Annotated in this window: 20 protein-coding genes and 4 tRNA genes; 21 read left to right on the forward strand and 3 right to left on the reverse strand. The window is 46.4% G+C overall.

What is annotated here, in order from left to right; genetic code table 11:
* The first annotated feature begins 38 nt into the window (after window positions 1-38).
* From ACQE26_RS04575 to ACQE26_RS04595, 5 genes are read left to right on the forward strand one after another with little or no spacing between them, the layout of a single operon-like run.
* On the forward strand, window positions 39-695 hold the full coding sequence (locus ACQE26_RS04575) for a PIG-L deacetylase family protein (protein ID WP_060963831.1): 657 nt from the start codon (window positions 39-41) through the stop codon (window positions 693-695).
* Window positions 692-2,017 carry a glycosyltransferase family 4 protein gene (locus ACQE26_RS04580; RefSeq protein ID WP_500470766.1) on the forward strand — a complete coding sequence of 442 codons (1,326 nt, stop codon included), beginning with the start codon at window positions 692-694 and terminating at the stop codon, window positions 2,015-2,017. Before ACQE26_RS04575 ends, ACQE26_RS04580 begins: the two co-directional genes overlap by 4 nt.
* Window positions 2,017-3,204: a carboxylate--amine ligase gene (locus ACQE26_RS04585; protein WP_500470767.1), complete on the forward strand. Its 1,188-nt coding sequence runs from the start codon at window positions 2,017-2,019 to the stop codon at window positions 3,202-3,204. The genes ACQE26_RS04580 and ACQE26_RS04585 overlap by 1 nt, the downstream gene beginning before the upstream one ends.
* Window positions 3,197-4,252, forward strand: a complete 1,056-nt coding sequence (locus tag ACQE26_RS04590) for a phosphotransferase (protein ID WP_500470768.1) — start codon at window positions 3,197-3,199, stop codon at window positions 4,250-4,252. The genes ACQE26_RS04585 and ACQE26_RS04590 overlap by 8 nt, the downstream gene beginning before the upstream one ends.
* A 22-nt stretch (window positions 4,253-4,274) precedes the next feature.
* Window positions 4,275-5,564, forward strand: coding sequence for a glycosyltransferase family 4 protein (locus ACQE26_RS04595; protein ID WP_500470769.1), 1,290 nt, complete (start codon window positions 4,275-4,277; stop codon window positions 5,562-5,564).
* A 171-nt stretch (window positions 5,565-5,735) separates the two neighbouring features.
* Here ACQE26_RS04595 and ACQE26_RS04600 read toward each other — a convergent pair whose 3' ends face one another.
* Window positions 5,736-5,879, reverse strand: a complete 144-nt coding sequence (locus ACQE26_RS04600; protein WP_016937365.1) for a YycC family protein — start codon at window positions 5,877-5,879, stop codon at window positions 5,736-5,738.
* A gap of 118 nt (window positions 5,880-5,997) precedes the next feature.
* On the opposite strand from ACQE26_RS04600, the gene ACQE26_RS04605 reads away from it, so the two are divergent.
* The gene (locus ACQE26_RS04605) at window positions 5,998-6,207 is read left to right on the forward strand and encodes a hypothetical protein (protein WP_060963836.1); all 210 of its coding nucleotides are present in this window, start codon (window positions 5,998-6,000) and stop codon (window positions 6,205-6,207) included.
* 30 nt (window positions 6,208-6,237) lie between these two features.
* Here ACQE26_RS04605 and ACQE26_RS04610 read toward each other — a convergent pair whose 3' ends face one another.
* Window positions 6,238-6,435 carry a DUF2188 domain-containing protein gene (locus ACQE26_RS04610; protein WP_016937367.1) on the reverse strand — a complete coding sequence of 66 codons (198 nt, stop codon included), beginning with the start codon at window positions 6,433-6,435 and terminating at the stop codon, window positions 6,238-6,240.
* A gap of 169 nt (window positions 6,436-6,604) precedes the next feature.
* On the opposite strand from ACQE26_RS04610, the gene dnaB reads away from it, so the two are divergent.
* From dnaB to ACQE26_RS04685, 15 genes are all read left to right on the forward strand, one after another.
* Window positions 6,605-7,969, forward strand: a complete 1,365-nt coding sequence (gene dnaB, locus ACQE26_RS04615) for a replicative DNA helicase (RefSeq protein ID WP_016937368.1) — start codon at window positions 6,605-6,607, stop codon at window positions 7,967-7,969.
* A gap of 117 nt (window positions 7,970-8,086) precedes the next feature.
* On the forward strand, window positions 8,087-8,500 hold the full coding sequence (locus ACQE26_RS04620; protein WP_500470770.1) for a VOC family protein: 414 nt from the start codon (window positions 8,087-8,089) through the stop codon (window positions 8,498-8,500).
* A 238-nt stretch (window positions 8,501-8,738) separates the two neighbouring features.
* Window positions 8,739-10,031, forward strand: a complete 1,293-nt coding sequence (locus tag ACQE26_RS04625; protein WP_500470771.1) for an adenylosuccinate synthase — start codon at window positions 8,739-8,741, stop codon at window positions 10,029-10,031.
* 202 nt (window positions 10,032-10,233) lie between these two features.
* Window positions 10,234-10,309 (forward strand) — tRNA-Lys (locus tag ACQE26_RS04630).
* Between the two features lie 8 nt (window positions 10,310-10,317).
* Window positions 10,318-10,389, forward strand: a tRNA-Glu gene (locus ACQE26_RS04635).
* 84 nt (window positions 10,390-10,473) lie between these two features.
* A tRNA-Asp gene (locus ACQE26_RS04640) sits at window positions 10,474-10,550 on the forward strand.
* 36 nt (window positions 10,551-10,586) lie between these two features.
* A tRNA-Phe gene (locus ACQE26_RS04645) sits at window positions 10,587-10,659 on the forward strand.
* A gap of 336 nt (window positions 10,660-10,995) precedes the next feature.
* Window positions 10,996-11,703 (forward strand): cell wall metabolism DNA-binding response regulator WalR, encoded by a 708-nt coding sequence (gene walR, locus ACQE26_RS04650; RefSeq protein WP_004393104.1) that lies wholly within the window; start codon window positions 10,996-10,998, stop codon window positions 11,701-11,703.
* Window positions 11,704-11,709: 6 nt separating this feature from the next.
* Complete coding sequence (walK, locus tag ACQE26_RS04655; RefSeq protein WP_016937371.1) at window positions 11,710-13,545, forward strand: cell wall metabolism sensor histidine kinase WalK; 1,836 nt, start codon at window positions 11,710-11,712, stop codon at window positions 13,543-13,545.
* Window positions 13,535-14,893 carry a WalRK two-component regulatory system regulator WalH gene (gene walH / locus ACQE26_RS04660; protein ID WP_438421000.1) on the forward strand — a complete coding sequence of 453 codons (1,359 nt, stop codon included), beginning with the start codon at window positions 13,535-13,537 and terminating at the stop codon, window positions 14,891-14,893. Before walK ends, walH begins: the two co-directional genes overlap by 11 nt.
* Window positions 14,880-15,719: a two-component system regulatory protein YycI gene (locus tag ACQE26_RS04665; RefSeq protein ID WP_500470772.1), complete on the forward strand. Its 840-nt coding sequence runs from the start codon at window positions 14,880-14,882 to the stop codon at window positions 15,717-15,719. Before walH ends, ACQE26_RS04665 begins: the two co-directional genes overlap by 14 nt.
* A gap of 14 nt (window positions 15,720-15,733) precedes the next feature.
* Window positions 15,734-16,528: an exodeoxyribonuclease YycJ gene (gene yycJ / locus ACQE26_RS04670; protein WP_016937374.1), complete on the forward strand. Its 795-nt coding sequence runs from the start codon at window positions 15,734-15,736 to the stop codon at window positions 16,526-16,528.
* Between the two features lie 86 nt (window positions 16,529-16,614).
* Window positions 16,615-17,811 carry a S1C family serine protease gene (locus ACQE26_RS04675; RefSeq protein WP_438420999.1) on the forward strand — a complete coding sequence of 399 codons (1,197 nt, stop codon included), beginning with the start codon at window positions 16,615-16,617 and terminating at the stop codon, window positions 17,809-17,811.
* A 450-nt stretch (window positions 17,812-18,261) separates the two neighbouring features.
* Window positions 18,262-18,444, forward strand: a complete 183-nt coding sequence (locus tag ACQE26_RS04680) for a hypothetical protein (protein ID WP_500470774.1) — start codon at window positions 18,262-18,264, stop codon at window positions 18,442-18,444.
* Window positions 18,441-19,865, forward strand: a complete 1,425-nt coding sequence (locus ACQE26_RS04685; RefSeq protein WP_500470775.1) for a sensor histidine kinase — start codon at window positions 18,441-18,443, stop codon at window positions 19,863-19,865. Before ACQE26_RS04680 ends, ACQE26_RS04685 begins: the two co-directional genes overlap by 4 nt.
* Window positions 19,866-20,027: 162 nt before the next feature.
* Here the strand turns inward: ACQE26_RS04685 and ACQE26_RS04690 are convergent, their stop codons facing one another.
* Window positions 20,028-21,443, reverse strand: coding sequence for a sigma-54 interaction domain-containing protein (locus ACQE26_RS04690; protein WP_438420996.1), 1,416 nt, complete (start codon window positions 21,441-21,443; stop codon window positions 20,028-20,030).
* Between the last annotated feature and the right edge of the window lie 86 nt (window positions 21,444-21,529).

The raw sequence follows: 21,529 nt of genomic DNA on the forward strand, positions 1-21,529 counted from the left end.
TGATACTTGTAACAATTGTTTGGTGGAGTGTGGAAAAAATGGAAGAATACATTATGGTTATCGGCGCTCATCCTGATGATGAACTATTGGGATCAGCGGGCACCATAAAACGGCTGATCAATGAAGGATATAAAGTAATTTCCGTTATTACGGCATTAGGAAGAAAAGAAGAAGCTCATCATATTAAACAATTAGGCGAACGTGCGAATCAAGAGCTTGGAATTGAGAACGTCATCTTTTTGGAGCATACGAATTTAGAATTGGAATGTATCCCTCTTCATAAGCTTGTCAAAGAATTAGAACAGCTCATTCGCGTCTATCAGCCTGATAAAATCTTTACTCATCATTACGGCGATATCAATATGGACCATCAGAAAACATTCCAAGCAGTTTTAACAGCCGCCAGACCTCTTCCGGATCAAAAGCCGATTGAACTGCTTACGTTTGAAACGCTGTCTTCAAGCGAGTGGGAGAGGAATACGGCTGATAAACTCTTCAAGCCCAATTACTTCGTCAATATCACAGACACGATGGACGCCAAACTCGCGGCGCTTCACCACTACGACGTAGAAATGAGGGATTACCCTCATCCCCGTTCATATGAAGGCGTTAAACATTTAGGAAGAGTCAGAGGGATGACAGCGGGTGTGGAATACGCCGAAGCATTTGAAGTGGTGCGGAGGATCTGGAAATGAACAAGACATTTTCCGTCCCCTATCCGTATATGGTCCAGACGCTTGACCGCTACTACGGGGTCAAAACGCGCCCGCAAAAAAAGAAAGTCATAAAGACACAGATGAAACTTGCAGATCAAATTCCGCCGGTATACAGGAAAAAGAAGAAGTTATCCATTTTGATTGCCACGTTTTGGGACTACCCGCACACGGGCGGTTTATCAAACTATATTAAAACGCTTAGTGAAGGACTGAGAAAAAGAGGTCATAAGGTGGATGTCATATCACCTAATCTGTTTCCTTCCGCACAGGTAGAGGCATTGCGGGAGGCTGTTGTTCCGCAATTAAAAGATTTCTTTAAAGACAGATACGGGGATTATAACGATCATATTTTGAGAAATAATCGGCTGATGTTTGTATACGAGCAAATGCTTCAAAAGATTCCTTTGGAAAGATATGATGTGTTCCACGCTCAAGATTTATTTACAGCCAATATGTTAGGCAGGTTCAATCAAATCTATAAAAAACCTTTATTTTTCACACCGCATGGCATGTTTACTTTCAACAGACTTAAATTCCACATATTTAAAAAAGGCTCGGTAGAAGAGATTTATTATAAAACATTAGAGATGAAAGCCATTGAATACGCAGACCGCCTGATTATTATCAGCGATACGTTCCGCAGGCCGCTCATGAAGCTCGGAGCAGAACAGAAAGACATGACAACGGTGGTCACGGGAATTGATTACGATACAAAAACAGGCTGGAAAAAGAAAATCCAGTTACCGAAAAATAAGATTATCATCTCGTGTATTGCAAGATTAGGCCCGAGAAAGGGACATAAGTATTTGCTGGAGGCACTCTCGCGAATTCCGTCTGATGTACTTGATGATGTAGTAGTGCTGATCGCAGGAGACGGAGAGACAAGGAGCGCCCTGGAGGAGCAGGCTCGAAAACTGAAACTATCAATGGTCTCCTTTTTAGGAAAAAGAGACGATGTTCCCGCTATTTTGAATATGACGGACATATTCGTACTGCCGACCATTAATGATAGTCTGCCCATTTCGATTATCGAAGCGATGTTCAGCGGCTCGGCTATCATCGCGACCGATTGCGGGGGAATACCGGATCTGATCCGCCATAACAAAACAGGGCTTATTGTCGAGCCGGGAAATGCAGAGGCGCTTGCCCGGGCTTTAACGTTTTTTATCACTAACAAATCTGCGCGGAAAAAAGCTGCTTTAAATGCAAAGGCCTACGCAGAGAAGCATTTAAGCAGCGAGACGATGATAAGAAATATTGAGTCCATTTATCAAAATACCATCAAGCTCGGAGGGAAATGATGAAACACGAACATGCGGCCGTTGTACTTGATTTCAGTGCAAACGGGATCGGGATGATTCGAAGCCTGGCCCGAAGAGGAATAGATGTTTACGCGTTTGACACGGAGGAACCTTATCGTATCGGAAAATCAAGATTGGCAGATTGCGGGGTCTGTCCCAGCCCTTTAACACAAGAGAAAGAACTGCTGACATTTCTGACTGATTTCGGGAAGCGATTTCAAGTAAAACCGGTTCTGTACGCAGGATCTGATGATTATGCGGGATTCATATCCAAATTCCGCGACACATTAGCCGGTTTTTTTTTATTTTTGCTCCCGAGCCGCTCTCTGTTAGAGACGGTTTTAGATAAAAGCAAAGCATATGAATTAGCGATGAAGCACAACATTCCCTGCCCGAAAACCTTTTTTCCGAACAATCAGGATGAACTGGAAGAGGCCATCGCCAATATTGACTTCCCGTGTATTTTAAAACCGGTGGCCGGCCATGAATACAGAAAAAAAGTAAACAAAAAAGCAATAGTGATGAAGGATGCCGCACAATTGCGCAGGGAGTTCAGCTCCTACAGAGAAAATGGAGAACTGCTCGTGCAGGAGATCATTCCCGGAGACAATCAATGTTTTTACAAAGTGGCGACTTTTTATGATGACCAAATGAAGTTAATGGGCTTGTTTTCTCTGCAAAAAAACCATCAATTTCCCGCTGATTTTGGCGCTGGGGCTCATGTCGTGAGCAAACGGGTTCCTGAATTAATTGAGAAGACCCTGCCGTTTTTTGAAGCGATTCAGCTGAAAGGAGTAGGCATGGCGGAATTTAAAAAAGATCCACGGGACAATGTTTACAAGTTTATAGAAATAAATCCGCGCTTTTGGCTCAGCCATAGCCTGACGGAACCTGCAGGCGTTCATTTCGTTTACATGTACTATCTGTATTTGACCGGACAACATGTAAAGCCTCAGCTCGAACAAAAAGAAGGAATCAGTTGGATTTATGAGGTGCGTTACTTCTTAACATTTTTGAAGAAACGAAAAAGAGGAGAAATGACGTTCCGGCATTTTTGGAGAGGGTTTAAAGGAAAAAAAGAATATGCCCTGTTTGCTTGGAATGACCCGATGCCGTTTATCAGAAACACTTGGTCCCATCTCAAAAACAGCTGGAAACGGAAGCGGAAGGAAGATCGGCATGGTTGAAAAGGATCATTTGTATGCTGCGTTTCAGAAACTGAAAATTGACGAAAAACTATCGTATTCACTTGGCGAAAAGGCGGCTGTGAATCCGGACGGCATCACATGTCTGAAATCAACGGACAGAAGCGCCATTTATAAACTGCTTGTGAAAAAGAAATCCGGGATCGTGCCGCTGATTTTGAAGGTGTATAAATCTTCACGTGAAAAAAACGCGGTCGAGATTAATATATACAGTAAAGCCCGTTCTGTCTTAGGGAATTTGCTGCCGGAAATCTATCTTATAGAAGAAAGTCATCATGAAACATGGATATTTATGGAGTTTGTCAGCCAGATCAGGGGTCAGCTTACATTTCATCCTAAGCATTTCAAGTATATTATTCCGTCTGTCGCAGAACTGCACAGCCGCACCTTTGAAAACAAGAAAATTTCTGATGGAAAATGGCGGTCATGGCTCCCGGTATATGAATCGGAAACGATGAGGAAGGGGCGTAAAAAGCAGATCAAAAAGACAGCGGAATTATTGGATAGGGCCCTTAAAGATGAACGTACAAAAGATATCGTTAAGCCTCATTATCGGCAGATCTCTCACTTGCTGGAGCAAAAAGGACCGGATTTTTTCCCTGAATTGATACAAAACGGCTCGGCCATTACACATGGCGATCTTCATATGCAGAATATCTGCACCCATGACGCGTCCGGCCATGAACCGTGGGACATTCAATTCATCGATTGGGAATCAGCAAAATACGCGCCGGTATGGTTCGATATGACGGTTCTGGTTGAGATTCTGCTCGGCTTCAGAAAAGATTGGAGCCGCCACGCAGAAGACATTCGGACGTATTGCGTAAAAGTGTATGCGAAAGAAATGAAAAAGCGGGGCATTCATTTTGAGACGCCCCCTATGACGCTTTATAAAATGGCTTATGTGCAGAGAACCCTTGAGAAAGGGCTTCATACCCAATTGCGGAGAATATTCGACAATCGGGGAGGAGAGCTGCTGCCCTATCATGCAGACAAAGTGTCACAATGGGGACGGGAATTAGGTTTATAGGTTTGAGAGAGGGGGAGCGGGTTTGAGAGAGGAGATCGGGAGGCCGTGCAGTCTGGTGCCTCCTGCCTTATTGCGCGTCATGGATCAATTTTATGGCATCGGCCATCAAGATGAACAAGAGCTGTATTCATTTTGTGCGAAAAGAAAAAGCTCCCCCAAAAGAAAAAGGCCGTTGCGTATTTTGTACGCAACTTTTCTCAAGTACCCGAATGTCGGAGGATTGGCGAGCTATATCACGTCAGTTAAGACAGGTTTTGAGCGCGCCGGTCATCAGGCGGATGTCATCTCGCCCCTTCAAATGCCGCCATCCTTTTTTCATGAAGATATTCCGCGTGCCGCTGATGAAGTCAGAGTGTTTCTTCTTGGCAGATACGGCGCCGCAAACGAAAAACTCGTCAAAAATCTCAGCTATTTACATGTCTTTCAACGATTTTTGATGGAAAAGGATTTAGAGCAATACGATCTGTTTCATGCGCAGGATTTGTTTGCGGTATTTTTGCTGGGACACCTTAATCAAACGTATCGGCGTCCTCTTTTCTTCACGCCGCATGGACATTTTACGAAAAGCCGGATGAAGTTTCATAAAATCCAAAAGGGCTCAATTGAAGAGGCATACTTCTCTGAAATAGAAAGACAGGGCATTCGGGCTTCGGATAAAATCATTACCATCAGCGACTCCTTTCACGCACCTCTTCTGGAGTACGGTGCAAAAGAAACACAGCTGACGACTGTTTATACCGGCATTGACATCCGGGATGCCCCCGAGCCAAAACGTACTGAAAAGCTCGTGATTGCGTGTGTTTCCCGTCTGACAGAGCGAAAAGGACATGACGTGCTGCTGGACGCCCTCGCACAAATCCGGCAGCACTTATCCGGAGCCGAGATATGGATCATCGGAGACGGGAAAATGCGGGGTTTTCTTGAAGAGAAGAGACGGAAACTGGGTCTTTCAAATGTGTTTTTCTTCGGAAAACGGCGTGATGTGCCGGCGCTTTTGGCTGAATCGTCTATTTTTGTTCTGCCTACATTGAATGATAATTTTCCCATAGCGATCATCGAGGCGATGTTCTCGGGGCAGGCCATTGTCGCAACTGACTGCGGGGGGATCCCTGAGATGATCCGGCATGAGAAAACAGGCCTTATCTGTCAGCCCGGCAGCATCCGGGAGCTTGCCGATGCCCTCTTAAGACTGATTACGGATCAAGCTCTCAGAGAACAGTTCGGAAAAGCAGCAAAGACCTATGCCGCTCAGCATCTGCGCCAAGAAAACATGATTTCAAAAATAGACAGTATTTATCAATCATTTTTTTAAATGAGTGATTAAGGGCAAAGTGAAGAGGCAGGGTTTTGAATATCCAGCCTTTTTTCCGGTCTTATGCTTGGATCTCGCCTTGTCCGGCCGTCATTCCTTATTTACCTATAAGAAAAAGAGGCGGAAAGCCATTGCTTCCGCCTCCCGCACATATATATGAGGGAACAGCCTTTATTTTTGATCGTTCTCTTTTTGGACTTCGGCTAATTTGGCAAGCAGAATGTGCTGAGGCATGTGCATGATTCTTTCAAGCGGCATATTCAATGATTCTGCAAGCTTTTGCGCCGTTTCAGCGGAAATTTGCAGCGGTTTCATGTGATCACTCCTTCCGTTTCTTTATTGTACTAAAATCAAAATTCTATCGTAAGAGGATATGACAAAGAAATGGAGGTTTGATAAGCCTGGCTTTATAACAGAATGGGGGAGGTTTTTTATGCAATCGCCATTGATGTTATTACAGCTGAAGCTGGCTGATTATCAGAAAAAAGCCGCAGAACTGCGGACAATTGACGAATTTATCATGCTGAAACAGACATTGCAGGAAATGATGAAAGTATTCGCCGCCTGTGAAGAATGGGATCTGTATCAAAAAACGGCTGATCTCATGGCGCAGACGGTGCTGCATATCCGCTTCATCGAATAAGAAAAGCCCTCGCGCGGGCGAAGGCTTTTCTTAAAAGGAACGTTCCTCTTCAATGTTTTTATGCTGATCATAAATGACAAGCTTAGCCGGGCTGTTCTCTTTCGCCATCTGCTCCGCTTTTTCAATCGCCGCGTCCTTTGATGTACAAAGAGCCGTCGGCGCCACATTTTCTGCCTTCACAAACCATCCGTCTGCATCAATACTTGGTGTTACTGCATATGTCTTCATCCTTCTTCCCTCCTGGTTTGATTTGTTTATTTGTTTCCCGGCATTCGGAACGGCAAAACCCATAACCCTCTCTTGACAAATACAGGGAAAGTGATATTTTTCTATTCTTTTTCATGAGAAATGGTAAAATGGGGTTTGGATATTTTTTAAGGAGAGGACGGTGCTTAGCATGACAGACCTTCTGAATGATCGGCTGCCGCCGCAAAACATAGAAGCTGAGCAGGCCGTGTTAGGTGCTGTTTTTTTACAGCCGTCTGCGTTGACACTGGCTTCTGAAGTGTTGATTCCGGATGATTTCTACAGAATGTCACATCAAAAAATTTACAATGCCATGCTCGTGCTCGGAGACCGCGGCGAACCGGTTGATTTGATCACGGTAACGTCAGAGCTTGCGAATACCGATTTGTTAGAAGAGGTGGGAGGCGTTTCTTACCTGACGGATATCGCGAATTCCGTTCCGACAGCGGCTAATATAGAATATTACGCGAAAATCGTTGAGGAAAAATCAATTCTCCGCCGTTTAATCAGAACGGCGACCTCGATCGCCCAGGACGGGTATACGCGCGAGGATGAAGTTGAAGATTTATTAAGCGATGCGGAAAAAACGATTATGGAGGTTGCGCAGCGAAAAAACTCGGGCGCCTTCCAAAATATTAAAGATGTGCTTGTGCAAACATATGACAATATTGAGCAGCTTCACAACCGGAAAGGCGATATTACCGGGATTCCGACCGGCTTTATTGAGCTTGACCGGATGACGGCGGGTTTTCAGCGAAATGATCTGATCATTGTCGCAGCCCGTCCGTCCGTGGGGAAAACGGCGTTCGCCTTAAATATTGCGCAAAACGTGGCCACCAAAACGGATGAGAGCGTCGCGATATTCAGTCTTGAGATGGGAGCCGAGCAGCTTGTCATGCGTATGCTCTGCGCCGAAGGGAATATTAACGCCCAAAATCTCAGAACGGGAAATCTGACGGAAGAAGATTGGGGCAAGCTGACGATGGCGATGGGAAGCCTGTCAAACAGCGGTATCTTTATAGATGACACCCCAGGCATCCGCGTCAGCGAAATCCGTTCAAAATGCCGCCGGCTGAAGCAGGAAAACGGATTGGGAATGATTTTAATTGACTACTTGCAGCTCATTCAGGGAAGCGGCCGTTCAAGTGACAACCGCCAGCAAGAGGTATCGGAAATTTCACGGGCGCTAAAATCGCTGGCACGGGAGCTTGAAGTTCCGGTCATCGCCCTGTCTCAGCTCTCCCGGGGTGTTGAGCAGCGGCAGGATAAACGTCCGATGATGTCAGATATCCGTGAGTCAGGAAGTATTGAGCAGGATGCCGACATCGTCGCCTTCCTGTATCGTGATGATTACTATGATAAAGAATCCGAAAACAAAAACATCATCGAAATCATTATCGCCAAACAGCGTAACGGCCCGGTGGGCACCGTCTCACTGGCTTTTGTGAAGGAATACAATAAGTTCGTAAACCTGGAAAGACGCTTTGATGACGGCGGTGTTCCGGCAGGTGCGTAAAGCCTCAAGCAATGTCTTGAGGCTTTTTTTCATCCGAAAGAATGAGAGGATGCCGTCCGTTCGGCAGTCGATAAAAAGAAAGCGCTTTTATATAATGGCATCAAGGGAGGAATGATGATGACAATTGCATTTCCGCAATTCCAAGCGGCGCAAATCCGGATTGCCCGGCCGACCGGACAGCTTAAAGAAATCATCAGGTTTTATGAAGAGGGCCTCGGACTGAAGAGGGTCGGCAGCTTTTCCGGACATAGAGGCTACAGCGGCGTCATGTTCGGCCTGCCCCATACGCAATATCATTTAGAATTTACCGAAGAAACGGGCGCGTCTCATCCGGCGCCCGTTCCGCACGGCGACAGCCTGCTTGTCTTTTACATCCCGGATTCTCAGGAGGTCATTCGCATCAGCACGAGGTTAAAGCAGATGGGATATGAAGAAAAAGAACCCGAAAATCCGTACTGGGAAGAAAAAGGCGTGACCATCGAAGATCCTGACGGCTGGCGGATCGTTCTGATGAATACAAGCGGCATATAAATGACTGTCTGGAGAACCCGGGCTACGGGTTCTTTTTCGTGTTAAAGTATGAAAGTTTCAGGAGTAATAGATAACAAACGAAAGAGAAAACGCTTTTAAACAGAGTTAAGGCGAACAAATATAGAATGATAAGATTTTAATGTTCGGATTTACGATTGACTTTCTGTTTCGGCACTGATACACTTAATTTGTTTGAATGAGATATCGTTTTGAAAGGTTAACGGAGGTGCACGGATATATGTCTTCAGTAGTCGTAGTAGGTACGCAGTGGGGCGATGAAGGAAAAGGTAAAATTACAGATTTCCTATCAGAAAATGCAGAAGTGATCGCACGTTATCAAGGCGGAAACAATGCAGGACATACCATCAAGTTTGATGGCGTCACGTACAAGCTTCATTTAATCCCATCAGGAATTTTTTATAAAGAAAAAGCGTGTGTCATCGGGAACGGAATGGTTGTTGATCCGAAAGCGCTCGTAACGGAGCTTGCGTATCTTCATGAACGCAATGTGAGCACGGATAACTTGAGAATCAGCAACAGAGCCCACGTGATTCTTCCGTATCATCTGAAACTGGATGAAGTAGAGGAAGAACGCAAAGGGGCCAATAAGATCGGCACAACGAAAAAAGGCATCGGACCTGCTTATATGGACAAAGCGGCGCGGATCGGCATCCGGATCGCAGACCTGCTAGATCGCAACGTGTTTGCAGAAAAGCTTGAGCGGAACCTTGAAGAGAAAAACCGTCTTCTTGAAAAAATGTATGAAACGGACGGCTTCAAAATTGAAGATATTCTGGATGAGTATTATGAATACGGCCAGCAGATTAAAAAGTATGTATGCGATACATCCGTCGTCTTAAATGACGCGCTGGATGAAGGCCGCCGCGTCTTATTTGAAGGCGCTCAAGGGGTTATGCTTGATATCGACCAAGGGACATACCCGTTTGTCACTTCATCCAACCCGGTCGCCGGAGGGGTGACGATCGGTTCAGGCGTTGGCCCGACAAAAATCCAGCACGTCGTCGGTGTATCGAAAGCGTACACAACCCGTGTCGGTGACGGTCCTTTCCCGACTGAGCTGAAAGACGAAATCGGAGATCAAATCCGTGAAGTCGGACGCGAATACGGCACAACGACAGGACGCCCTCGCCGTGTCGGCTGGTTTGACAGCGTTGTTGTCCGCCACGCCCGCCGCGTCAGCGGAATCACAGATCTTTCTCTGAACTCAATCGATGTGCTGACTGGTATTGAAACGCTGAAGATCTGTGTCGCTTACCGCTATAAAGGTGAAGTGATTGAAGAATTCCCGGCAAGCCTGAAAGCTCTCGCTGAGTGTGAACCGGTATATGAAGAAATGCCTGGCTGGACGGAAGATATTACAGGCGCAAAAACGTTAAGCGACCTTCCTGAAAACGCGCGCCATTATCTGGAACGCGTGTCTCAGCTGACAGGTATTCCGCTTTCTATTTTCTCTGTCGGTCCTGACCGTTCACAAACGAACGTCATCCGCAGTGTATACCGTGCGAACTAAGGATTTACAGCAGACAAGCCTCCGTGACCGGAGGCTTGTTTTTTTATGTAGGAAAAAAATAATAGATTTTTTTCAAAAAAGTAGTTGCCACTTTCGAATGTTCTATGATATTATAAATCTCGTTGTTACGGAACAGCTTCAATAGAGTACTGCAAGAAAGCTTTTGTCTGAATGCTCTATGATACATAATCCGACACATCAAGAGCCATTAGCTCAGTTGGTAGAGCATCTGACTTTTAATCAGAGGGTCGAAGGTTCGAGTCCTTCATGGCTCACCACTTTTTATGGCCCGTTGGTCAAGCGGTTAAGACACCGCCCTTTCACGGCGGTAACACGGGTTCGAATCCCGTACGGGTCATTGATTTACTTTAGCGTTATTGCTAACTCCTTATTTGTCCTGGGAGGACCGCCACGATACGGTTCCCCGGACAAATTACTGTAAGGTCCGGTAGTTCAGTTGGTTAGAATGCCTGCCTGTCACGCAGGAGGTCGCGGGTTCGAGTCCCGTCCGGACCGCCATTTTACTTTACTTTATAGTATAGAAAAGAAACATCTGGCTCGGTAGCTCAGTTGGTAGAGCAACGGACTGAAAATCCGTGTGTCGGCGGTTCGATTCCGTCCCGAGCCACTTACCCAAACGCATCTGCAATAGTAGGTGCGTTTTTTCTTTGTGATAAAAAAAGGGAGAGCCGGCTTTTCAGCCGGCCCAGAAGAAGACGTCAAACAGTAGACGGCGTTTTTTTTCGTGAGGTTTCAAAAAAATATTATTTTTTAAAAGAAAATAAAAAACATGACAAAAGGATGGCAGTTCAATACGTTTTTGCGCTGTTCTCTTTAATTTTTTTATCTTTTGACCTGAAACCGTTATAATAGACAGGGAACGTTTTTCACGATCCGAATTGTGATCATCATGAAACATCAATAGATGAAATGAAGTCATTCTGGCAGGAGGAAAATCAAGATGATGGATAAGAAAATCCTTGTAGTCGATGATGAAAAACCGATTGCAGATATATTAGAGTTTAATTTAAGAAAAGAAGGCTATGACGTGCACTGTGCGTACGACGGAAACGAAGCCGTGGAAATGGTGGAGGAGCTTCAGCCTGATTTAATTCTATTAGATATTATGCTTCCGAATAAAGACGGAGTTGAAGTGTGCCGGGAAGTCCGGAAAAAATATGATATGCCGATTATTATGCTGACGGCAAAAGACTCGGAGATTGACAAGGTCATCGGACTTGAAATCGGAGCGGATGACTATGTCACTAAGCCTTTCAGCACGCGTGAGCTTCTGGCCCGCGTTAAAGCTAACCTGCGACGCCAGCTTACGGTTGCGCCGGCTGAGGAAGAATCAGCTTCTAATGACATTCATATCGGTTCTCTCGTCATCTTCCCTGACGCTTATGTCGTATCAAAAAGAGAAGAAACGATCGAGCTGACCCATCGTGAATTTGAATTGCTGCATTACTTAGCCAAACATATCGGACAGGTCATGACGCGTGAGCATCTGCTGCAGACTGTGTGGGGCTATGACTATTTCGGTGACGTGAGAACGGTGGATGTAACGGTTCGCCGCCTTCGCGAGAAAATCGAGGATAATCCGAGCCATCCGAACTGGATCGTCACAAGACGGGGTGTCGGTTATTACTTGAGAAACCCTGAACAGGACTAACCGGCGATGAATAAGGTTGGTTTTTTTCGGTCGATTCAATTTAAGATCACGCTGATCTATGTGCTTCTTATTATCATTGCCATGCAGATTATCGGCGTGTACTTTGTGAAACAGGTGGAGAATTCTCTTCTCAAGTCCTATGAATTATCGTTAAATCAGCGGATTGACAACCTTTCCTATTATATTGAGCAGGAATATAAAGGGGACAATGACGGCACCGTCATAAAGGATGACGTCAAGCGTATTTTGAATGATTTTACGAAAAACAATGAAATACGGGAAATTACCTTTGTTGATAAAAGCTATGAGGTCGTCGGTTCTTCGAGGCCTTATGGCGAGGAAATAGCGGGGAAACAGACGACAGACCCGATTTTCAAACGGATTTTCTCTACAAAACAGGCCTATTCAAAAAAATATTATGATCCTAAAAGCAAAAACAGAGTGCTGATTTCGGCAAAACCGGTCATTACAGAGAATCAGGAAGTTGTCGGCGCGATTTATGTCGTGGCCAGTATGGAAGATACCTTTAACCAAATGAAAACCGTAAACTCGATTCTTGCTTCAGGAACAGGCTTAGCCCTCGTTCTGACGGCTCTTCTCGGTATATTTCTCGCCCGGACCATTACCCATCCGCTGTCGGATATGCGTAAGCAGGCGATGGAACTGGCAAAAGGGAATTTCTCCAGAAAGGTTCGAAAATACGGGCATGATGAAATCGGTCAGCTCGCAACGACCTTCAACCACCTGACGAAAGAGCTTGAAGATGCCCAAGCCATGACGGAAGGGGAGAGAAGAAAGCTTTCTTCCGTTATCGCGTATATGACGGACGGCGTCATCGCCACGAATCGCAACGGGGCTATTATTCTGTTAAACAGCCCTGCGCTTGAGCTGCTGAATGTTTCACGTGAAACGGCTTTAGAGATGCCGATTACGTCTTTATTGGGCATAAAAGAGAACTTTACATTTGAGGATTTAGTAGAACAGCAGGATTCCATGCTGCTGGAGATCGAACGTGACGATGAAACGACTGTGCTGCGGGTCAATTTTTCTGTTATTCAGAGAGAGCACGGAAAAATTGATGGTTTAATCGCGGTTCTTTATGATGTCACCGAGCAGGAAAAACTCGATCGCGAGCGCAGAGAGTTCGTTGCGAATGTGTCCCATGAACTTCGGACGCCGCTGACGACAATGCGAAGCTATTTAGAGGCGCTTGCAGAAGGCGCGTGGGAAAACAAAGAGATCGCTCCGCGTTTCTTAATGGTGACCCAAAATGAAACTGAGCGCATGATCAGATTGGTGAATGATCTGCTTCAGCTTTCTAAGTTCGACAGCAAGGATTATCAGTTTAATCGAGAGTGGATTCATATGATCCGCTTTATGTCTCTGATTATTGACCGTTTTGAAATGACGAAAGAACAGCATGTCGAATTTATCCGCGAGCTGCCGGACAGAAATCTGTACGTGGAGATTGATCAGGATAAAGTGACGCAGGTTCTCGATAATATCATTTCTAACGCATTGAAATACTCACCGGAAGGCGGACATGTCACCTTCTCAGTTGATGTGAATGAGAAAGAAGAGCTGCTCTACATCAGCGTAAAAGATGAAGGGATCGGCATTCCGAAAAAAGATGTGGAAAAAGTATTTGACCGTTTCTACAGGGTGGATAAGGCGCGCACGAGAAAGCTCGGCGGCACCGGACTCGGCCTTGCGATTGCAAAAGAGATGGTTCAGGCGCACGGCGGGGACATTTGGGCCGACAGTGTAGAAGGCAAAGGCACGAAGATTACATTTACTCTTCCATATAAAGAAGAGCAAGAGGATGATTGGGATGAGGCGTGAAAATATAAAAACAGTCATACTGTCGGTGCTAGTCGTCATTAGTCTTGTTTTAACATGGGGGATTTGGACATTTCAGCCCAATTTCTCAGAAGGCACGGCCTCAACCAAATCGACTGTCCGTGAAAAGCATAAAATTGATAAAACGAGCCAAAAAATGTCGCAAACGGTAAAACCCCGGGATATGTTCATTCATACAAACGGCTCTCATTATAAAGTGGCTGATGAAACGCTCTTTAATGACCTGTGGGCGGATTTGCCGCAATGGGAAGTAAAAGGGATGAAGGATATTTCTGATCAATACGACAAACTCGGTTTTAAAAATTGGCTTTACGGCAGAAATGGGAATTCGGCAAAGCTTGATCTGCAATTCAATGACACCATTCCGATTGATTTCTTCCAAACGATGTTTAAATGGTCGAATCAGTCAATGGAATACAGCTCATTTGACCATATTGTCATTCCGTTTAATGAGAATAAGCCGAATAAGAAGATTTACATGGTCTCTTACAGCAAACAGCTGATTCTGGAAGTGACTGTCGAATCGGCAAATTACCGCAATCTGATGAACGAGCTGTACAGCAAAAAATCGAGTATGCCGTTATACCACCTCTATTCGGTCGGAAAAAGTAAAGAATTTCTCATGCCGAATGCGCGGTTTAATATGAAGGAAAAAGAATTTATCACTGAAACCATTAAGACGAACCTGTTTAAGCAGACACTCTTTAATGATCCGAGCACGGTCAGAGAGGACCCGAATTACAATCGGAACGTGCTGACTGACGGAATCAGCCGTCTGGAAATCAATTCGACGCAGCGGCAGATTCAGTTCCAGCACCGGAACCTGGCGCAAAGTGCTTCTTACCAAACGGGAGAGCTGATTAAGAAAAGCTATAAATATTTAGAGGATACGGGGAGCTGGACGGATCATTATCAATTTTTCAATGTGAGTGATAACCAGCAGCTGAGTTTCTACATGTTTAAAGATCAAATGCCTGTCATCAACAGCACGTCTAAGCCTTTCGGATCCGGGCCTGTTATAACCCTGCAATGGGCCAATGACGAGGTTCTCAGCTACAAGCGGCCGAACTATGTTCTCGGGCCGAATCCGATTAAAACAAAAGACGTAAAAATGATGAGCGGCAATGAGATTGTGTCTCTGCTGGAGCAGCAGGATAAATACGATGTGAACAAAATCGACCAGATCTTCCTGTCCTATCAAATGGTATCTTCGTCAACGAATGATCTTGTTGAGCTGGAACCCGTCTGGAGTATGAAAATCAACGGGAAGATCGTTCCGATTACGAAAGATCTGCTGGGGAAGGAGGAGGCCGATAATGGAGTGGAATAAGACAAAAACGATCTTCATCATTGCCTTCCTCATCCTCGATATTTTTCTTGGCTATCAGTTTTTTGAAAAACGCTCAAGCAGTGAATACGAAGTGATTAAAAATTCAAATGTGGAAAAAGACATGGAGATGGATCATATCACATTCGGCAACCTGTCTTCTGATTCCACGACGGGCTACCGGCTGACGGCGGGCCAAAAGGTATTCACCGCGGAAGATATTGATGCCTTGAAGGATCAAAAGCCTTTAATGGAGATGCCGGCGGATGATCACAAGGTCACGACGCTGAAAATGAAATTTACTGATCCGGTCGGTTTATCGAAGCAAAAACCGCAGGATGATGCGGAATCGCTCGTGAGCTCTAAAATAACCGGCGGTGAAAAATATAAACTGTGGAAAGTCGACAAGGATCAAAAACAGATCATTTTTTACCAGACGTATGACGGACAGTTTATTTATCAGGATTTTGACTCGTCCACGGATGCGATCGGACAGGTGATTCTGCATCTGAACGATAAAAACGAGGTCGTGTCTTACGAGCAGACCATGCTGGAGTCATTCAAGCGAATCCAGACGGAAAGCCTGATTCCAGAGCTGGATGCGGTCGAATTATTGTATTCTCAAAATTACTTAAAAGCGAATTGCGCCGTCAAAAGCGTCAAGTTCGGCTATATTGCCCAATACCCGCTGACAAGTACGCAGGTGCTGGCGCCGGTATGGAGAATTACAATTGAAGATAAGTCAAAAGGGACGAAGAAAAAAACACAGCAAACGTACACTGTGAATGCTTTGGAAAGCACAGTCATTGATAACAATCAAAATAAATAATGGAGTGAGAACAAATGAGCTTGCAATTTAGCGTTCTTGCGAGCGGGAGTACCGGAAACGCGTTTTATCTGGAGACAGAGGAGCACTCTTTTCTGGTGGATGCCGGCCTGAGCGGTAAAGCGATGGACGGGCTGATGGAGAGAATCGGCCGCAAGATAGACGACGTGGACGGCATCTTTGTCACTCATGAGCACAGCGACCATATTAAAGGGCTCGGCGTCATTGCGAGAAAGTACGGTCTTCCCGTCTACGCTAATGAAAAGACGTGGAAAGCGATGGAGAATCAGATCGGCAAGCTGGATACCGGACAAAAGTTTTTGTTCCCGATGGAAAGCGTGAAATCTTTCGGCGGGCTTGATGTTGAGTCATTCGGCGTCTCTCATGACGCGGCCGAGCCGATGTTTTATGTTTTCCATTACCAAGGCAGAAAGCTCGCGCTGATGACGGACACCGGATATGTGAGCGACAGAATGAAAGGCATTATCCGTTCGGCCAATGTATTTGTGTTTGAAAGCAACCATGACGTCGGCATGCTGCAAATGGGCAGATACCCTTGGAGCATTAAGCGTCGGATTTTAAGCGATGTCGGCCACGTCTCAAATGAAGACGCGGCGCTCGCCATGACCGATGTCATCGGCGACGGCACATCACGCATTTATTTGGCGCATCTGAGCCAAGACAACAATATGAAGGAACTGGCGAGAATGTCCGTGCAGCAGACATTGGCTGCGAAAGGATTTGTCGCGGGGGAAACGTTTCAATTATTTGATACCGATCCGAAAATCCCGACGCCGCTGTGCGCCGTGTAATTTTTCCAAATGAATCATGATTATTAATCCGCGATATAACCCACACTATAAGCAAATTGAGTTCTCTTGAAAGGATTTGAGATAGGGTGGATTATAATCGCGATGATGAACAGTACGCCTCCGAACAGCCCCGCCGCAGCAAGAGAGGATACTTCCTTTCTAGTCTGATCGGCGTCATCGTCGGGGCCGCGCTCATGGCTTTACTGCTGCCGTACTGGACAGGCGGAGACCATGGTGAAAGCAGCAAAGGCGCCAATCAGCGCATCGGCAGCGAACAAGTTAAAACAGTCAACGTAAATGTCAACGACGCTGTCACGAATATGGTCAGCCGTGTATCAGACTCGGTAGTCGGCGTTCTCAATATCCAAAAGACTGATATTTGGGGAGAGGGCGGCGAAGCGGGAAGCGGGTCCGGTGTCATTTACAAAAAGAACGGAAACACTTCTTATATCGTAACCAATCACCATGTCATTGAAGGTGCGACTGAGATTGAGATCAGTCTTAAAGATGACTCGCGCGTGCCTGCCGAACTGATCGGGAGCGACCGTCTGATGGATCTGGCCGTGCTGAAGGTGAAGTCTGATAAAATCAAATCGGCCGCCCAGTTCGGCAATTCCGATCAAGTCAAAGTCGGAGAACCGGTCGTGGCGATCGGAAATCCGCTCGGGCTTGAATTTGCAGGCTCAGTGACGCAGGGAATCATTTCCGGCAAGGAAAGGGCGGTGCCCGTTGACTCAAACGGCGACGGACAGCCAGACTGGAATGCGGAGGTGCTGCAGACCGACGCCGCGATTAATCCCGGCAACAGCGGCGGCGCTTTGATGGATATATCGGGTAAGGTGGTCGGCATCAATTCAATGAAGATCGCCGAATCCGCCGTTGAAGGGATCGGCCTGTCCATCCCTTCAAAGCTTGTCATTCCCGTTATTCAGGATTTAGAAAAATACGGAGAAGTCAGACGGCCTTTCCTCGGTATCGAGATGAAATCTTTAACGGATATTGCGAGCTACCATTGGAGCCAGACGCTGAAACTCCCGAAAGGTGTTAAAACCGGGGCGGTCATTATGGGTGTCGACGCGTTTTCACCGGCCGGCAAAGCAGGGCTGAAAAAGCTTGACGTGATCACCGATTTCGACGGTCATAAGGTCAATGACATTGTGGACCTTCGTGAACGTCTGTACCGCAAAAAGATCGGCGACCGTGTGAACATCACGTTCTACCGTTCAGGAAAGAAAAAAACAGCGGAAGTCAAACTGACAGAAGCGGATCGATTACAGAAATAAAAAAGCAGTCCGGAAAAAAACCGGGCTGTTTTTTATTGGTTTATTTGTTAATATGATGAAGAAAAGGGGGTGAAACACATGAGAACGGCTGATGTGATCATCGTATTGAACGAAATCGAGGGTGAATGCGAAGGAAGAATTATTTTAGAATGCAGAATATAAGAAAATGAAACATGTCATATCAAACGTCCTTTTTCAGGGCGCTTTTTTTATGCCGTTTTTTACTGAAGGCGGGCCGCAACACGCTCAGTTGAAAATAGGCAGAAACAGACTGATGCTGCAAAATTGAAGCGGCAGGTGAAATTATTGTTATGTGCAGACTGCACCGTTTTCGGCATTGACTTTAACCAATTCAGCTTAGATTCCGTTTTGTTTCACATAAAAGCGAATAATAGAAGAGGAAGCGAAAAAAATAAACACAGGCTGATACATCTAAGGAGAGACTGCATCATGAATAAGTTGAAAGGCATCCGGCTGCTGAGTGCAGACGGCGGGTCTGCACTCATTGATTTGATAACGATGGGACTTCACCACGGAACGGTTCTCGGAGCATATATCCGCTCTTTACGCGAAAAGCTGAGGGACAAAGAGCACAAGGTGCGGGGCGCCGGATGCAGGGCGGACCTGGGATGAAGCGGAGAAAGCTGTACAGAACCCTGCGATTCCAGCTCCTGTTCAGGTCACTGGCGATTTTGGCCCTGCTGCTATGCTTCATCGGCGGCACTCAGTACATGTTTATGGCACGGACGATGTATGAAAATCAGGCGATCAGCATCCAGAATTATATCAATTCAATGAATCAAAGTGTATGGAGGTCAATCAAAGCCCTTGACCGCTCCGAAACACCGGCCCACCCGAATTTGATTTACCCCGGGATGACGGTTGCTTTTATCAATCCATCATACAAGATGGCTGTTTTATCAGAAGACCCGCAAGCGGGAGCCGCCCCATCTTTCCCGAAAAACGTGTATCGGGATGCGCTGACAGACCCCATGGCGCTTCACTATCAGGTGGCTCACAATAAAGCGGGTAAGGAAATCATCGCCGTGTGTCAGGCGATTTCTGTTGACGGAAGACAGGCGGGAGTTGTGCAAATGAGTACGCTGACCCAGCCTCTGAATGATTCGCTTTTCCGCCAGATCGGCATTTTTGCGGTGCTTTCCTTTGCGGCTCTCGTCATCGGACTGTTTGTTTTCTTACCGATGATCCGGCTCACGCTCAAGCCATTATCGCGCATTGGGCGTATGCTGGGTGACATCAATGCCGCCAATCTGGATAAACGGCTGCCGATTGATAAAAGGCAGGCAGAAATGGAGTCGCTGGGCATATCCATCAATCAGATGCTGGGACGGATTGAAACCGCGTTTCAGGCGGAAAAAGAAGCGAAGGAGCGCATCCGGCAGTTTGTATCAGACGCGTCACACGAGCTGAGAGCACCGCTTACCTCCATTCACGGCTTTATTGAAATTTTAATGCGCGGAGCAGCGAAGAAGCCGGAGCAGAGAGAAAAAGCGCTTCAAAGTCTGTACGCGGAATCCGCCAGAGCGAATAAGCTGATAGAGGACCTTCTGTTTCTCGCGAAGATGGACCGGGACCCGAGCTTTGAAATGAAAAAAGGCGCGCTGGGAGACGTCATTTTGGAAATGGAGGCTCAGCTGAGGCTGCTGGCGGGAAACCGGAAGCTCGAGTTTTTTGTCGATCAAAAGATTGAAGCCGTTTTTGACAAAGACAAGATGAAGCAGGTCATTCTTAATCTTTTTTACAATGCGGTGCAGCATACGGATGAAGAAACGGGCGTCATCACCGTCTCCCTGCAGAAAGACGGCGGAATCATGCTCATGATGGCGGACAACGGGACGGGCGTCGCCACGGAGCATGTGCCTCATTTGTTTGACCGGTTTTACAGGGCAGAAACCTCCCGAGCCCGTAAATACGGCGGCACCGGGCTGGGTCTTGCCATTACAAAAACCATTATCGACAGCCATAACGGAACAATTGAAGTGAAAAGCGAGCAGGGAAAAGGCACCGTGTTCGTAATCCGGCTGCCGGGGTAAGCCTGCTGATTCAAAAAAGATGCCCGCTTATACAAGAAAATTAGTAAAATTCACCCGGCATTGGCAGTGAGCGAGAACTTTTGGTTTACCGGGGAGCGGCTCGCCAATCAGACATAACCTGATGAAAGGCTGAGGAGCATCTCAGCCTTTTTTCAGTTGGATTCATTTCATCCGGTCCAGACCGAATTTTTTCAGGCGGTATTGCAGGCTTTGTCTGCTGATTCCGAGCTCGTTTGCCGTTTTGGATATGTTATTGCCGTGTTTTCTCAGGATCTTTTCAATCATATATTTTTCGAAGTTCTCCATTTTATCTTTTAAATCGGTGCCGGGCTGGGTGCTTGCGGCGGCTTTGGCGTCCGTGTCAGCCGGTTTGATTTTCATGCGGTACTGATAAGGAAGGTGGGCCGCCGTAATCGTCGTTTCATCCGTCATAAAGTTCATGGCGCCTTCAATCATATGTTCAAGCTCGCGAATGTTGCCCGGCCAGTCATATTCCAGGAAGAATCGCTGCACATCGTCACTGATCGAATCGACATGCATTTGGAACAGGTGATTGTTTTTCTGGATAAAGACTTCGGCCAGAGGCAGAATGTCCTCTTTGCGCTCCCGGAGCGGCGGAATGATCAGCGTGACAACGCTTAATCGGTAGTATAAATCTTTGCGCAGCCGCTCTTCTGAAATGGCGGTGATCGGGTCTTCATTCATCGTGGCGATGATGCGGACGTCAATCGGTTTGTCCTGCGCTGATCCGATGCGCCTGATTTTCTTTTCCTGAAGGGCGCGGAGCAGCTTTGCCTGCAGGCTGAGATTGAGAGAATTGATCTCATCAAGGAGAAGGGTGCCTCCCTGCGCCTGCTCAAATAAGCCCGGCTGGTCGATGGCTCCGGTAAAGGCGCCTTTTTTCGTGCCGAATAAAATGCTTTCGACCAGACTGTCCGGCAGGGCGGCGCAGTTTTGTGATATAAACGGGGCCCCTGAGCGCTGGCTGCCGTTGTGAATGCTTTGGGCGAACAGTTCCTTGCCCGTTCCCGTCTCACCGGCCAAAAGCACGGACGATGACGTGCGGGTTGCCCGTTTCGCGTTTTCGATGACTTCCCGGATAACCGGGCTGTTGCCGAGAATGCTGTCAAACGTGTAGCTGTTCTGTTCTTTTCTGTGCATATTCTCCCTGATCAGCCGTTCGAGCTTGGTGACGTCTTTGGCGATCTCCACGGCGCCTTTGATCTCGCCGTTTTGCACAATCGGGAAGGTGTGGTTGATCGTCGTGATTTCCTGGCCTTTGTTATTGAAATAGCTTTGCTTTACATTTTTAATCGTTTTGCCTTCCTGAAGGGCCTGAACGAGTGTGCTGTCCTGCTGATTGGAAAACATAAATACATCAGTCAGATTTTTATGCAGGACGTCCCGTTCATCCATATCTTCAATCTGCATCATTTTCTTATTGTAAATGACGGTGCTGCCCTTTTCGTCCACTACATGCAGCCCGACATCAATCTCTTCCAGAATGCTTTGTAACACGAGTGTGAAAAATTCGCTGGTCGTGTGCAGGTCAATTCCCCCTCCCAATCGTCTTAACATTCATTATTTTAAAATAAATTGATCAGGAAACGCAAAAAAATGTTGCGCTTGGCTGATATTTTAAAAATAAATGGTAATTAAGGTAA

The sequence above is a fragment of the Bacillus sp. 5RYD7K genome (genome assembly GCF_059831465.1).

What these genes read in the sequence shown, in the direction of transcription:
- ACQE26_RS04575 (WP_060963831.1), top strand. Translation starts at nt 39, where the DNA reads ATGGAAGAATACATTATGGTTATCGGCGCTCATCCTGATGATGAACTA.
- ACQE26_RS04580 (WP_500470766.1), top strand. Translation starts at nt 692, where the DNA reads ATGAACAAGACATTTTCCGTCCCCTATCCGTATATGGTCCAGACGCTT.
- ACQE26_RS04585 (WP_500470767.1), top strand. Translation starts at nt 2,017, where the DNA reads ATGAAACACGAACATGCGGCCGTTGTACTTGATTTCAGTGCAAACGGG.
- ACQE26_RS04590 (WP_500470768.1), top strand. Translation starts at nt 3,197, where the DNA reads ATGGTTGAAAAGGATCATTTGTATGCTGCGTTTCAGAAACTGAAAATT.
- ACQE26_RS04600 (WP_016937365.1), bottom strand. Translation starts at nt 5,879, where the DNA reads ATGAAACCGCTGCAAATTTCCGCTGAAACGGCGCAAAAGCTTGCAGAA.
- ACQE26_RS04605 (WP_060963836.1), top strand. Translation starts at nt 5,998, where the DNA reads ATGCAATCGCCATTGATGTTATTACAGCTGAAGCTGGCTGATTATCAG.
- ACQE26_RS04610 (WP_016937367.1), bottom strand. Translation starts at nt 6,435, where the DNA reads ATGAAGACATATGCAGTAACACCAAGTATTGATGCAGACGGATGGTTT.
- dnaB (WP_016937368.1), top strand. Translation starts at nt 6,605, where the DNA reads ATGACAGACCTTCTGAATGATCGGCTGCCGCCGCAAAACATAGAAGCT.
- ACQE26_RS04620 (WP_500470770.1), top strand. Translation starts at nt 8,087, where the DNA reads ATGACAATTGCATTTCCGCAATTCCAAGCGGCGCAAATCCGGATTGCC.
- ACQE26_RS04625 (WP_500470771.1), top strand. Translation starts at nt 8,739, where the DNA reads ATGTCTTCAGTAGTCGTAGTAGGTACGCAGTGGGGCGATGAAGGAAAA.
- walR (WP_004393104.1), top strand. Translation starts at nt 10,996, where the DNA reads ATGGATAAGAAAATCCTTGTAGTCGATGATGAAAAACCGATTGCAGAT.
- walK (WP_016937371.1), top strand. Translation starts at nt 11,710, where the DNA reads ATGAATAAGGTTGGTTTTTTTCGGTCGATTCAATTTAAGATCACGCTG.
- walH (WP_438421000.1), top strand. Translation starts at nt 13,535, where the DNA reads ATGAGGCGTGAAAATATAAAAACAGTCATACTGTCGGTGCTAGTCGTC.
- ACQE26_RS04665 (WP_500470772.1), top strand. Translation starts at nt 14,880, where the DNA reads ATGGAGTGGAATAAGACAAAAACGATCTTCATCATTGCCTTCCTCATC.
- yycJ (WP_016937374.1), top strand. Translation starts at nt 15,734, where the DNA reads ATGAGCTTGCAATTTAGCGTTCTTGCGAGCGGGAGTACCGGAAACGCG.
- ACQE26_RS04680 (WP_500470774.1), top strand. Translation starts at nt 18,262, where the DNA reads ATGAATAAGTTGAAAGGCATCCGGCTGCTGAGTGCAGACGGCGGGTCT.
- ACQE26_RS04685 (WP_500470775.1), top strand. Translation starts at nt 18,441, where the DNA reads ATGAAGCGGAGAAAGCTGTACAGAACCCTGCGATTCCAGCTCCTGTTC.
- ACQE26_RS04690 (WP_438420996.1), bottom strand. Translation starts at nt 21,443, where the DNA reads ATGTTAAGACGATTGGGAGGGGGAATTGACCTGCACACGACCAGCGAA.